This is a genomic window from Candidatus Tectomicrobia bacterium, assembly GCA_016192135.1.
Classification (GTDB): domain Bacteria; phylum UBA8248; class UBA8248; order UBA8248; family UBA8248; genus 2-12-FULL-69-37.
This window is the reverse complement of the sequence record JACPUR010000028.1, coordinates 17,598-29,928: the sequence shown is the minus strand read 5'-3', so window position 1 is coordinate 29,928 and position 12,331 is coordinate 17,598. Positions and strand designations below refer to the sequence as shown.

The window sequence follows — 12,331 nt, the reverse complement described above, 5'->3', positions numbered from 1 at the left end:
CGGGCCGGAGGAGCTGGAGCGGGCGCTCCGGAAGGCCCTGGGGGCGGCGGGCCCCACCGTCATCGAGGCCCAGGTGGATTCCGGCCACTACATGGAGACGGTGTACGACTGAGGGAGAGGAACCGCGCCCCCGGCCTCATCCCTTCGCCGTTTCCGCCACCGGAGATATAGAAGGCTTCTCGGGCTGGGCGTCCGAGCCGTTCCCCAGCCGCCCCGAGAACCGCCACACCCCCCGCTTCCAGGCCCAGCTCTCGGTGCCCCGGGGCTCCGGACGCACCGACCACGCGGCCTTCCGCCGGGCCTCCTCCAGCTCCCACAGGAGCAGGGATAGACGGGCGGACTCCACCTCGGCGAGGAAGCGGCCCACCCCCTCTTCAGGCCGGAGAGCGAGGGCGCGGGAGAAGTGCTTCAGGCAGAGACCATAGCCGTTCTCCATCGCGGTCCGCCCTGGCCTGCCCCGGAGGAGCGCGAACAAGAGATGGAGGGAGCGGTCCCTCACCTCGTTCAGGTGGTTGCAGACGGGGCACCAGGGGGGCCGGGTCAGCACCCTCCGGGCGGCGGCGTAGGGGGGAGGCGGCTCCGGCAGAAATTCCCGGAGGCGTCCGACCAAGGGCCATTTGGTTTCTTTCTTCTTTTCGGCGGGCGCCAAGGTGTTCATGGACTGGGCGAGCTGGCCGAGGGTATCCCCGAGGGCTTTTTGGGCCACCGCGACGGCCAGGGCCTTTCCTCCCATATGGATTGTGTCCCAGACATGATCCGGGCACCCCGGCAGGAGATCCCGAATCTCCACTCCCCGCTGGGCGGCTTCATCGAGCCAGCGGAGCCAGTCGCCCCAGGCCCGGCTGACCTCCAGGCAGACGGGACAGGCGTCGCTCCAGCGGAGCCTCTCCAGGAAGTCCCCCGCGGGGTCCCGCAGCCGGGGCGCCTCCGCCGCCTCTCCCGGCTCGGGAAGGGTCCGCAGCCCGCGGTCATGGCCCACGGCGAGGCGCAGGGCGGGCAGGAGGGTTTCCAGCAGCCCTTCCTTGTCGCCGGGGGAGATGCGGCACAGATTCCGCGCGGAGAGGGAATCCGCCTCCGTGGACATGCGCTCCCGGTGCAGCGCGAGGAGCCCTTCCAGCGTCTTTCCCCCCACGCGGGGGCAGAGCAGCCTGAGGTGGGGGAAGCAGAGCAGGCCGGGATCGCCATACTTCCCCGCATGAGAGGGCTCTTCGAGGATGGCCGCCAGCCAAAAGGCGGCGCTCGCGGCCCCCTGCTCCCGCTCACGGCAGGGCGGGCAGGGGCCGGGGCGGAGCAGGCCGGCCTTCCGCTTCCGCCCGGCCGCGCCGCCCCGCGACAGGGCGCCCAAGGCCCGAATGATCCGCCGGGCCATGTCCTCGTGAACATAGGTCAACTGATGGGAATCCCCGGAGGATCGGGCGAGCCGGGCGCCGTGGGCCGGACAGAAGCCCAAGGAAGCCGATAGCTGATCGAGCGTATAAGAGGAGAAGTAACTCTCGACGAAGAACCAGAAGAAGTAGTGCCGGTCGCTCCGGGCGATGTCGTGGCAGACCGGACAGCCCTCCCGGCCGAGGGCGTCGAGCAGCCGCGCCGCCGCGTAGCTTTGCTCGGTGATGGTCCGCCTGCCACGCTTCTTCACTGGGTATTCATCCCCGCCTGCCGCTTGAGGCAGGCCACCTCGTCCCGCAGCTTCTCCACCAATAGCTCCCCCATCCGCGCGCCGGCTCGCGCGGCCGTGAGGTCCCTCTCCAGCTCCTTGATTTTTTCAAGCGCCTGCCAGTAGCGGTAGTGAAGGGAGGACGCCTCGCTCGCGGCCTCGAAGAGCTGGGAGCGCAGCTCCTCCACCCGGAGCTTCAACTTCTCCGCCTCGAACCGGGGGTCCACCGGATGCCCGGAGTTGCCAAGGGATGGATCGGGACGCCTCGAAGGGAAAACATGCGCCGCCGCGCTTCGTCCGCTGGAGGGAGGCGCCTGATGAAGCTCATTGGCGAAAACTCCCCGCCCCCCGGCGAGCATCTCGGCCGCCAAGCGCCAGGAGCGGGACTCCTCCTCGGTGAATCCCTCGGAGGCGGTGTAGCTGTGCTTGGCGGCGAAGCGCCGCAGCCGATCCTGAAGCTCCTTCCACTTCTGCTCGCTCCGCCTCGCCACGATCTCCAGGTTGGGATGGGAGGGATAGCCCTCGGCGAGCCGGAGGAAATGGGGGAGGCAAAGGCCCGCCGAGGCGTCGAAGGCGCGCTCGAACTGGGGGTCTTCGATGAAGCGGAGCATCCCAAAAAGGTAGGAGGCTTCCGCCTGCCTCCCGAGCGCGCAGGCCGGGCAGGGCGCCTTGCGCCCCCGGGAGGCCGATATCAAAAAGCGGGAACCGCTGGGGCGAAGCCGCCAGAACAGGCGGGCCATCCACCCGCCCCCGGGAGGCCCGAAGCGCGTCCTCCGGAGCCGCCGGAGGGCCTGCCCCAGGAGGTCCTCGGAGATGATGGCGATCCCCAGCTGGCTGTTGGGGATCTCCGCCGCCATCCAGGCGTGCCAGTTGCAGAAGCCCTCGGCGCGGCGGAGGACCGCGCGGACCCCCACATCGTTCACGCTTTCGTAGAACAGGGCATCGAGGTAGCGGCACGCGCTCCTCCGGAGGCAGATGCAGACGGGGCAGCCTTCCTCGGAGAAGGCGTCGATCAGGCGGAAGTAGCAGAAATGATCGAATTCCTCCCTCTCCCCGGGAGGGCGGCCGTCCAGGCCGGAGGCGCGCTCACGGCTTATGCTCGATTCCTTGTCCATGCTGCCCGCCCGCCCAAAAAGAAAAACTCCTACCGAACCGGTAGGAGTTATCAGCCGCCCGAGAGACGGCGGTACCCGGCGAACTCCATCGCCCCTGATTTTCCAGGATAAATAATACCATGCCCTCTGAAGACTTGCAAAGCATGCATAGTTCCTTCCTCCCTCGCGCCCCAGCGGAGGTTGCCGAAAAGAGCGGACGGACGGAGAATCCGCACTTCCAACAAGGGGGATGGAGTCCCCCCTGCCCAACCGCCGATGCGGCTGATGACTCCTGCCGTGCGAGACCCGAGAGGGGTCTGCGGGGCGGCACTTCCCGGCTCCCGGTGCTTGGTCCAGAAGCCCTCCCCGCAAGACTTCCTCTCCATCCTCGGAGGGCAGTGAGATGGGCAAGGATGCGCCCGCGCAGGAGTCCGGAGCGGATCTTCCGCGCCGCAGGGCCGTCGGCTTCATCATCTTCATCGGGGTCGTCAGCCTGTTCGGCGACATGACCTACGAGGGCGCCCGGAGCATCACCGGGCCTTTCCTGGCGGTCCTGGGCGCGGGCGCCACGGCGGTGGGCGTCGTTGCGGGGCTTGGGGAGCTCGTGGGCTACGCCGTCCGCCTGGCGTCGGGCTACCTGAGCGACCGGACGGGCCGCTACTGGGCCGTCACCATCGCGGGCTACGCCATCAACCTCCTCGCCGTCCCGCTGCTGGCCCTCGTGCACCACTGGGAGCTGGCGGCCATCCTCATCGTCTCGGAGAGAATGGGAAAGGCGATCCGCACCCCGGCCCGGGACGCGATGCTCTCCCACGCCAGCAGCCGGATCGGCCTCGGCTGGGGCTTCGGCCTGCACGAGGCCCTGGATCAGACGGGGGCGATCGCGGGCCCGCTGATCATCAGCGCCGTGCTCTACTTCGGCGGAGAGTACCGCACCGGCTTCGGCATTCTCCTCGTCCCGGCCCTTCTGGCCCTCGCGGTGCTCCTCGCGGCGCGGTTCTCGTATCCACGCCCCCGGGACTTCGAGCTGGCGCCCCCTCCCATGACGGCGGAGGGCCTGCCCAAGTCCTTCTGGATTTACATGGCCGGTGCGATGCTCATCGGCGCCGGGTTTGCCGACTTCCCTCTCCTCGCCTTCCACTTCGAAAAGGCGAAAACCGTTCCCGTCGTCTGGATTCCCACCCTCTACGCGGTGGCGATGGCTGCGGACGCCATCGCCGCCCTCGCCCTCGGGCGGCTGTTTGACCGCGTCGGGATCCGGGCCATGATCCTGGCGGCGGGGCTCTCGCTGGCCGCCGTCCCCCTGGCCGTCCTGGGCGGCCTGGAAGCCGCCGTGGCGGCCATGGTGCTGTGGGGAGTGGGGATGGGGGCGCAGGAGTCAGTGATGCGGGCGGCCATCGCGGCGCTCGCGCCGAGCCACCGCCGCGCGACGGCCTATGGGATCTTCAACGCGGGCTTTGGGGCGGCCTGGTTCGCGGGCAGCGCCCTGATGGGGTTCCTCTACGATTGGTCCGTGATGGCGATGGTCGCCGCGTCGGTCCTGCTTCAGGCAATGTCCCTGCCGATCCTGGCGAGCTTGGGGCGGGTCCGGTTCAGGTAGACCCACGGCTTTGGCGCGGGGCAGGAGCCAGGCGGGGTGGCTTGGTCCGCCGATTTTCGGGGTGTATGGCTGAGGAGAGATAACAAACAAGAAAGGGGGGCGGCGCAGGCCGCCCCCCTTTTTCCCGTCCGGGGGAGGGTCTCAGGCCGAGAGCGTCGTCTGGGCCGGCATCTCGTGCACCGCCCCGTGGCCGTCCTTGCGGGGGGCGAGCTGGACCGCGGTCAGCAGGTCCTCGGTGATGGCGTAGCGCTCGTCGCACAGCGTCCAGAGGTCCTCGTTGGCGCCGGCCTTGCGCCCGTGGAAGAGCGAAACCAGCACCCCGCACTCCTTGGCCGCCGAGACGGCGGGCACGAGGTTGCTGTCGCTCGCCACGAGGATGGCGTCGGTGATCTGGCCGCTCGTGGCCAGGCGCACGAGGTCCACGCCGAGCATCATGTCCACGCGCTTCTGGACGAAGTTCTCCCGGCCGTCCTCGCGCACGCCCCGGTAGACGATCTCCCCCAGGCGCACCTCGAAGCGCGGCAGGCGATCCAGGGTGCGGAAGAAGCGCAGCTTGTTCATGTAGCGCTTCGTCTCTTCCTCGGTCGGGTTGGATCCCTGGTAGGGGAGGCAGTGGTAGTAGTAGGTGCGCAGGAGCTCCTTGTTGCCGGCCAGGCGCTGGGAGAGGCGGGCGAAATCCACCCGCATCTCGGCGAACTCCTCGCGAATCAGAAACTCGATATATGCCCCGTCGATGAACACCGCAGACCTGCCCATTTTCCCTGCCCTCTCAGAAAGGAACTGACTCTCGCCCGATATCCGCACAAACGCGCGAGCGGCGCATTCATATCCCCATTTCTAGGGCCCTGCAAGCCGGAAAGGCCATTTTCGGAGGCTGAACAAGGCGAGAAGAAATCGCCCGTGAGGATCCGGGCTCCGTTTATCCCGGATTTCATTGAAAATTATTCGAATCCGATTTCGCCGCTTCCGCTCACAGGAACCGGGCGCCGTCGAGGAGGGCCTCGTCCAGGTTCACCCCTTCCAGGTCGGCCCCCACCAGGCTCGCCCCCCGGAAATTCGCCCCGGCCACGTCGGCCTCGGCCAGGGAGGCGTCGTCCAGGACCGCCTCCTCCAGGTCGGCCCCCTGAAGATCCGCCTGGGAGAGATCCGCCCCCGAGAGATCCGCCTCCCGGAGCGAGGCGCCCGCCAAGACGGCTCCGCTCAAATCCGCCCCGGAGAGGTCCAGGCCGCTCAGGTCCGACCACCGCAGGTCCGCCCCCGGGAGGGAAACCGGCTTCCGCGCCCGCGAGGCCGCCTCGATCGCCTTCTCGATGTCTTCCCGGATCATCGCCATAGCGCATTCCCCATAGCCGGAAAGTCCGGCTGGGCGCAAGCCGCCTTCCCGGTTTGACACTCACCGGCGGAAAAACCTACAAAACCCTACGGCGGTCCTTTCCCACATGGACCATTCACCCCTGAATCGGGAGATCCGGCGATGAGCGAGACGCACGCCGCCGTCATCGGCGAGGGTTCCGCCATCTCCGCCGCCCTCACCCAGGGGGGCGTGCGGGTGACCCTCGCCGGGGCGGGCGATCCTATCCCCCCCGGCTGCGCCCTGGCCATCGAGGCCCTCCCGGGGGGCCTGGCCGAGAAGGGCGCCCTGCTCCGCCGCCTCGCCGGCCTGACGGAGGATGGGACCGTCCTGGCCACCAGCACCGGCACCCTCTCCGCCGCCGCCCTCGGCGCGGCCTCGGGCTGCCCGGAGCGGGTCGTGGCCCTCCACTTCCGCCATCCGGCCCCCTTCAGCGGGCTCGTCGAGGTGGCCCCGGGACCCCTGACGGGCGAGGGAACGGTCCAGGCCGCCGTGGCCTTCCTGAAAGGGGCGGGGCTCGCCCCCCTCGTGGTCAAGGACACCCCCGGCTTCATCCTGAACCGCCTCTTCGTCCCTTTCCTCAACGACTGCATCCGGCTGGTGGAGTCCGGCTACGCCACTTCTTCGGACATTGACGTAGGCGTTCAGCTGGGCCTGGGCTACAAGATGGGACCCATGCGCCTCCTCGACATCCAGGGGCTGGACAGGCACCGGGAGGCGGCGCTCTCCCTCTTCGAGCAGCTCGGCGACCCGCGCTACGCCCCTCCCCCCCTGGCGGACCGCATGATCGCCTCGGGGCGCCTGGGCATGAAATCCGGCCGGGGCTTCTTCACGTATCAGCGGCCCTCGGACCAAGGCGACGCCGAGGCCCTGCCGGAGGCGGCGGGGGCGCGGGATCTCTCGGCGGGCACCGCGCTGGCGGAGGGCATCCGCCGGGTGGGGGTCATCGGCTTGGGCGCCATGGGGAGCGGCATCGCCCAGGTGTGCGCCACGTCAGGCTTGGAAGTCAGTGCCGTCGAGGTGAACGCCCAGGCGCTCGAAGCGGGCCTTGGGCGCGTCCAGAAGAATCTCGCCGACGCCGTCCAGCGGGGGAAGATGCAGGAGGCGGAGAAGGAGGCCACTCTCGGGCGCCTGCGGGGAAGCGCCGACTTGGAGAGCCTCGCCGGGTGCGACCTCGTCATCGAGGCGGCCGTGGAGAATCTCGATCTCAAGCTTGATATCTTCAAGAGGCTCGGCGGCGTCGCGGGAGAGGAGGCCATCCTCGCCACCAACACCTCCTGCCTCCCCGTCACCGCCATGGCCGCCCAGACGAGGCGGCCCGGGCGGGTGCTCGGGCTCCACTTCTTCAACCCGCCCTACGCCATGCGCCTGGTCGAGGTGATCGAGGCCCAGCAGACCGAGCCCGAGATCGCCGCCTTCGGCCTGGCCTTCTGCCGGCGCCTCGGCAAGATCTCCATCCCCGTGAAGGACCGCCCCGGCTTCCTCGTGAACCGCCTCGTCGTGCCCTTCCTCAACCACGCGGCCCAGCTCTACGACGAGGGCTTGGCCCCGCGCGAGACGCTCGATCAGGCGGTGCGCGAGGGCCTGGGCCACCCGATGGGCCCTCTCACCCTCAGCGATCTCGTGGGCGTGGATGTGCTGACCTTCGTCGCGGAGGCCATGGCGCGCGAGCTCTACGAGCCCCGCTTCGGCCCCCCGCCCCTCCTTAGCCGCATGACCGCGGCGGGCTGGCTGGGGCGGAAGAGCGGGCGGGGGTTCTATGGGTATGAAGGGAGGTAGGGCCGGCCAGGAAAAAGAATTCGGGACAAGGAGATAGATGGCACAGCCCGCAAGAACAAATGGAACGATGACATCAATGATGACCATCTGAGATTTTGGCTCCGTAAAAATAACTGGAACTGCTTATCAAAGGGTTCCGGGGAGAATCTGGCGCTCAGTTTGCTAGACTGTTTTAACCCAGGTAAATTTGGGAAAATATCGGTTGATCCCTCGGTGTTTGCGTAGAGAGGGCGAAGGCGCTCGAGAGCCGGATTCATGGGACAGGTGGCGCTCGCAGGGCTGTCGATTGCGTGAGGCAGAGATGAGCCAGGAGAGGGATCTCATCCGTGTGCTGGTGGCAAAGGTCGGACTCGACGGCCACGACCGCGGTGTCAAGGTGGTTGCACGGTGCTTGCGCGACGCGGGCATGGAGGTGATATACACCGGCCTCCACCGCACCCCGGAGGAAGTGGCCGACGCCGCCATCCAGGAGGATGTGGACGTGCTCGGGGTAAGTCTGCTGTCCGGCGCCCACATGACAATCCTTCCCCGCATCATCGACCTCTTGAAGATGAACGACGCCGAGGATATCATCGTGCTTGCCGGCGGCGTGATGTCGGACGAGGACGCCGCTGACCTGAAGAACCGGGGGGTAAGCGAGGTCCTTCTGCAGGACACCACACCGGACGTGATCGTCGACACAGTGAGGCGGCTGGTGGCGGCGCGGAGCCGCCGTTAGGCGGAGACCCTTGTCGCCAGGAGAAGGCGTCGCCGTGGAGTACTGGTCTTTCCCGCCCAGGTACGACCCCGACTATATGCCGGCCGCCTCGAGCCGGCACTGGTTTCCGGCGCGCGAGACCATGCCCGCCGGCGACCGCGAAAATGCCATCCTCGGGCGGCTGCGCGAGGTGATGCGCTACGCCTACGCGCACGGGCCGTTCTACCGGCGAAAGTGGGACGAAGCCGGAATTCATCCCGACCACATCCATTCACTGGAGGACTTCGAGCGGGTGCCCGTGGTCACCAAGGCGGAGTTGCGCGAGTCCCAGGCCCGGGCGGAACCCTTCGGGGATTATCTGTGCATCCCCCCGACGGAGGTCCATCACATCCACGGAACCTCCGGCACCACCGGACGGCCGACCATTTTCGCCATCGGCCGAGACGACTGGCAAGCCATCGCCAACAACCAGGCCCGGGTGATGTGGGGCATGGGCATCCGGCCTGGGGACATCGTATTCGTCGCCGCCGTTTTCAGCCTCTACATGGGCTCCTGGGGGACGCTCCTGGGCGCCGAGCGCCTGCGCGCCAAGTGCTTCCCCTTCGGCGCAGGCGCACCGGGCATGACGGCGCGGGCGGCCATGTGGATGAACCTGGTCAAGCCCGCCGCCTTCTACAGTACGCCCTCCTATGCGCTTCATCTGGCCGAGGTGGCCGCCGGGGAAGGGCTGAACCCCAGGGACTTCGGGCTCAGGCAGATGTTCTTCTCGGGCGAGCCCGGGGCCTCGGTCCCGAGCATCCGCCAGCGCATCGAGGAGGCCTACGGCGCCCGGGCGATCGATTGCGGCTCCATGGCCGAGATGACGCCGTGGATGAACCTGGCCGGGAGCTACGAGACCGAGGGCATGCTGCTGTGGCAAGACATGGTCTACACCGAGATCTGCGATCCCCAGACCCATTGCCGCGTACCCTACGGCAGCCGGGGCACGCCCGTATACACCCATCTGGAGCGAACCTCCCAGCCGATGATCCGTCTGGTCTCGGGCGACCTCACCCACTGGGTGGAGGAGCCCAACCCATGCGGGCGCACCTATCCGCGCCTTCCCCAGGGAATCTACGGCCGCATCGACGACATGTTCACCATCCGCGGGGAGAACATCTATCCCAGCGCCATCGACTCGGTGCTCAACGGATTTTCGGACTACGGCGGCGAGCACCGCATCATCATCACCCGCGACGGCGCCATGGATGAGCTGCTGGTGCGCTTGGACGCCAAAGAGGCGGTGTACGAAGCGGGCGAGGAGGCCATCGAAGGGTTGCGCCGCCGGGCGGAAGCCGGCCTGAACCGGGTGTTGGGCGTCCGGGCCCGGGTCGAGGTGGTGGAAGCGGGGGTGCTCCCGCGTACGGACTTCAAGGCGCGGCGGGTGGTCGACGACCGGGACCTCTTCCGCTCGCTCCAGCAGAAGATGGATGCCTGACGTCATGGCCCGAACGCCCTCCGGCGAGCTGGTTTCCGAGGTCCTGGCGGGCCGCGTGCGGGGAATCGCGCGGATGATGTCGCGGGCCGAGGCGGGTGACGAGGGGTCCCGCCACGCCCTGGCCGAGATTTACTTCCACACCGGCAAGGCGCACGTGGTCGGCCTCACCGGAGTTCCGGGGAGCGGCAAGTCCACCCTCGTGCGGTCGCTGGCCCGGGCCGTCCGCGAAAGCGGCCGCAAGATTGGGATCGTCGCCGTCGATCCCTCCAGTCCCTTTTCGGGAGGGGCCATCCTGGGCGACCGCGTGCGGATGACCGGGCTCACGGCCGACCCCGGCGTTTTCATCCGAAGCATGGCCACGCGCGGGGCGCTGGGTGGCCTGGCCCGATCCACCCTGGATGCCGTGGACATTCTGGACGCGGCCGGCTTCGACCTCGTCCTGGTGGAGACCGTGGGCGTCGGCCAGGACGAGGTGGACATCGCACGGGCGGCGCATACGGTGGTGGTGGTTTCGGCGCCCGGCCTCGGGGACGAGATTCAGGCCATCAAGGCTGGCCTCCTAGAGATCGCCGACATCCACGTGGTCAGCAAGTGCGACCGCGCCGACGCGCACAAGACACTCGCCGACCTGAAGGCCATGCTCGCCCTCGGCCCCTCCGGAGATGGAGAGCCGGCCTGGGTGGTTCCCGTGGTGCCGACGAGCGCTGAACGCGACGAGGGGACCGGCGATCTGCTTTCGGCGATCGACGGCCACCGGGCCCGCCTGGACGGATCGGGCGGGATGGAGCGCCGCTGCCGGCGGATCATCGAGATGCGGGTCCTCAAGACGGCCGAGGAGATTTTGCGAACCCGCTTCGTGGGCCGGCGGGATGGCAGGTTCGCGGGCCTTATCGAGCAAGTGATGGCGCGTAACGTGGACCCCTACGCCGCGGCGATGGACCTGCTCGCCGCCTTCTACAAGGACTGAGGCCATGATGGAGCGACGCCACGCCGCAACGGGAATGGCTGTCGAGCAGTTCGAGAAGGTCTTCAGCGAATGGGAGGCCAACGAGCTGGCGTCCTTTCTTTCCCGCCAGCCCGAGAACAAGGGGAAATACGAGACGGCCTCCGGCATTCCCCTGAAGCGCATCTACACGGGGCTCGATGCGGCGCAGGCCCCGATCGAGGACATCGGCCTTCCCGGCCAATATCCCTTCACCCGCGGCCCCTATCCGACCATGTACCGGGGCCAGCTCTGGACCAAGCGCCAGATCGCCGGCTACGGAACGGGGGCGGACACGAATGCACGGTTCAAATATCTCATCTCCCAGGGACAGACTGGGTTGTCCACCGACTTCGACATGCCCACCCTCATGGGCTACGACTCCGACCACCCCATGTCGCACGGCGAGGTGGGCCGGGAAGGGGTGGCGGTGGACACCCTGGAGGACATGGAGGCCCTTTTCGAGGGGATAGACCTGACCCAAATCTCGGTGTCCATGACCATCAATCCCAGCGCCTGGATCCTGCTCGCCATGTACGTGGCCCTGGCGCAGAAACGGGGCGACGACCTCAACCGGCTCTCGGGCACCATCCAGAACGACATCCTCAAGGAGTACATCGCCCAAAAGGAGTGGATTTACCCCGTCCGCCCTTCCATACGGCTCGTCCGCGACACAATCCTCTATGCCACGCGGCACATGAAGCGTTACAACCCCGTCAATATCTCCGGCTATCACATGTCCGAGGCGGGCGCGACGGCGCTGCAGGAGGCGGCGTTCACCCTAGCCAACACCATCGCCTACGTGGAAGAAGTGGTGAAGGCGGGGGCACATGTGGACGACTTCGCGCCGAGGCTCTCGTTTTTCTTCGTGTGCCAAGCCGATTTCTTCGAGGAGGTGGCCAAGTTCCGTGCCGCGCGCCGCGTCTACGCGAAGATCATGAGGGAGCGCTTCGGCGCCGAGAGGCCCGAGTCCATGCGCATGAGGTTCCACTGCCAGACAGCGGCTGCGACGCTCACCCGGCCGCAGTACAAGGTCAACCTGATCCGCACCGCCTACCAGGCGCTGGCGGCGGTGCTCGGCGGCGCACAGAGCCTGCACACCAACGGCCTCGACGAGGCCTTCGCCATCCCCACCGAGGAGGCCATGAAACTGGCGCTCCGGACCCAGCAGGTGGTGGCGGATGAGACCAACGTCACCTCCGTCATCGATCCCCTCGGCGGCTCCTACTTCGTGGAGAGCCTGACCACCGAGATGGAACGGCGGATCTTCGAGATTCTCGAAAAGGTGGACGCGATGGGCGGCACCATCAAGGCCATCGAGAACGGCTGGTTCCAAAAAGAGATTGCCGATTCGGCATACGACTTCGCCCTCCGAAAGGCCAGCGGCGAGCGCCCGGTCATCGGCGTCAACCGGTACGTCGAAGAAGAAGAAACGGCCGGCATCGAAACCCACCCGTACGATCCGGAGACGGAACACCGCCAGATCGAAAACCTCCGGCGGGTGCGCCGAGAGAGGGACAACGAGGGGGTCGGGCGTCTGCTGGCGGAGCTCGAACGCGTCGCGCGGGATGAAGACGAGAACATCATGCCCGTCACCATCGAACTGGTGAAGGCGAAGGCCTCGATGGGCGAGATCGTTGAGACCCTGAAGGGGGTCTGGGGAACCTACCGGGAAACGCCGGTGATTTGAGCGGACG

Annotated in this window: 10 protein-coding genes; 6 read left to right on the top strand and 4 right to left on the bottom strand. The window is 67.6% G+C overall.

The annotated features are described in order from the left end of the window. Window positions 1–136: 136 nt before the first annotated feature. Together HYZ11_12265 and HYZ11_12260 are read right to left on the bottom strand one after the other, a co-directional pair. Window positions 137–1,636, bottom strand: a complete 1,500-nt coding sequence (locus HYZ11_12265) for a hypothetical protein (protein ID MBI3128372.1) — start codon at window positions 1,634–1,636, stop codon at window positions 137–139. Then, window positions 1,633–2,769, bottom strand: a complete 1,137-nt coding sequence (locus tag HYZ11_12260) for a hypothetical protein (GenBank protein MBI3128371.1) — start codon at window positions 2,767–2,769, stop codon at window positions 1,633–1,635. The genes HYZ11_12265 and HYZ11_12260 overlap by 4 nt, the downstream gene beginning before the upstream one ends. 382 nt (window positions 2,770–3,151) lie before the next feature. On the opposite strand from HYZ11_12260, the gene HYZ11_12255 reads away from it, so the two are divergent. Continuing rightward, window positions 3,152–4,348: an MFS transporter gene (locus tag HYZ11_12255; protein MBI3128370.1), complete on the top strand. Its 1,197-nt coding sequence runs from the start codon at window positions 3,152–3,154 to the stop codon at window positions 4,346–4,348. A 141-nt stretch (window positions 4,349–4,489) separates the two neighbouring features. Here the strand turns inward: HYZ11_12255 and HYZ11_12250 are convergent, their stop codons facing one another. Then, window positions 4,490–5,104, bottom strand: a complete 615-nt coding sequence (locus HYZ11_12250) for an NYN domain-containing protein (GenBank protein MBI3128369.1) — start codon at window positions 5,102–5,104, stop codon at window positions 4,490–4,492. Window positions 5,105–5,318: 214 nt separating this feature from the next. Next, window positions 5,319–5,681, bottom strand: coding sequence for a pentapeptide repeat-containing protein (locus tag HYZ11_12245; protein ID MBI3128368.1), 363 nt, complete (start codon window positions 5,679–5,681; stop codon window positions 5,319–5,321). Between the two features lie 141 nt (window positions 5,682–5,822). On the opposite strand from HYZ11_12245, the gene HYZ11_12240 reads away from it, so the two are divergent. From HYZ11_12240 to HYZ11_12220, 5 genes are all read left to right on the top strand, one after another. After that, complete coding sequence (locus HYZ11_12240) at window positions 5,823–7,478, top strand: 3-hydroxyacyl-CoA dehydrogenase family protein (GenBank protein ID MBI3128367.1); 1,656 nt, start codon at window positions 5,823–5,825, stop codon at window positions 7,476–7,478. 301 nt (window positions 7,479–7,779) lie between these two features. Continuing rightward, window positions 7,780–8,196 (top strand): cobalamin B12-binding domain-containing protein, encoded by a 417-nt coding sequence (locus HYZ11_12235; GenBank protein MBI3128366.1) that lies wholly within the window; start codon window positions 7,780–7,782, stop codon window positions 8,194–8,196. Window positions 8,197–8,230: 34 nt separating this feature from the next. Continuing rightward, window positions 8,231–9,652 (top strand): phenylacetate--CoA ligase family protein, encoded by a 1,422-nt coding sequence (locus HYZ11_12230; GenBank protein ID MBI3128365.1) that lies wholly within the window; start codon window positions 8,231–8,233, stop codon window positions 9,650–9,652. A 4-nt stretch (window positions 9,653–9,656) separates the two neighbouring features. Then, on the top strand, window positions 9,657–10,619 hold the full coding sequence (meaB, locus tag HYZ11_12225; GenBank protein MBI3128364.1) for a methylmalonyl Co-A mutase-associated GTPase MeaB: 963 nt from the start codon (window positions 9,657–9,659) through the stop codon (window positions 10,617–10,619). A 34-nt stretch (window positions 10,620–10,653) separates the two neighbouring features. Then, window positions 10,654–12,324, top strand: a complete 1,671-nt coding sequence (locus tag HYZ11_12220) for a methylmalonyl-CoA mutase family protein (protein MBI3128363.1) — start codon at window positions 10,654–10,656, stop codon at window positions 12,322–12,324. Window positions 12,325–12,331 lie beyond the last annotated feature (7 nt).

What these genes read in the sequence shown, in the direction of transcription:
- meaB (MBI3128364.1), top strand. Translation starts at nt 9,657, where the DNA reads ATGGCCCGAACGCCCTCCGGCGAGCTGGTTTCCGAGGTCCTGGCGGGC.
- HYZ11_12220 (MBI3128363.1), top strand. Translation starts at nt 10,654, where the DNA reads ATGGCTGTCGAGCAGTTCGAGAAGGTCTTCAGCGAATGGGAGGCCAAC.
- HYZ11_12245 (MBI3128368.1), bottom strand. Translation starts at nt 5,681, where the DNA reads ATGGCGATGATCCGGGAAGACATCGAGAAGGCGATCGAGGCGGCCTCG.
- HYZ11_12235 (MBI3128366.1), top strand. Translation starts at nt 7,780, where the DNA reads ATGAGCCAGGAGAGGGATCTCATCCGTGTGCTGGTGGCAAAGGTCGGA.
- HYZ11_12250 (MBI3128369.1), bottom strand. Translation starts at nt 5,104, where the DNA reads ATGGGCAGGTCTGCGGTGTTCATCGACGGGGCATATATCGAGTTTCTG.
- HYZ11_12240 (MBI3128367.1), top strand. Translation starts at nt 5,823, where the DNA reads ATGAGCGAGACGCACGCCGCCGTCATCGGCGAGGGTTCCGCCATCTCC.
- HYZ11_12255 (MBI3128370.1), top strand. Translation starts at nt 3,152, where the DNA reads ATGGGCAAGGATGCGCCCGCGCAGGAGTCCGGAGCGGATCTTCCGCGC.
- HYZ11_12260 (MBI3128371.1), bottom strand. Translation starts at nt 2,769, where the DNA reads ATGGACAAGGAATCGAGCATAAGCCGTGAGCGCGCCTCCGGCCTGGAC.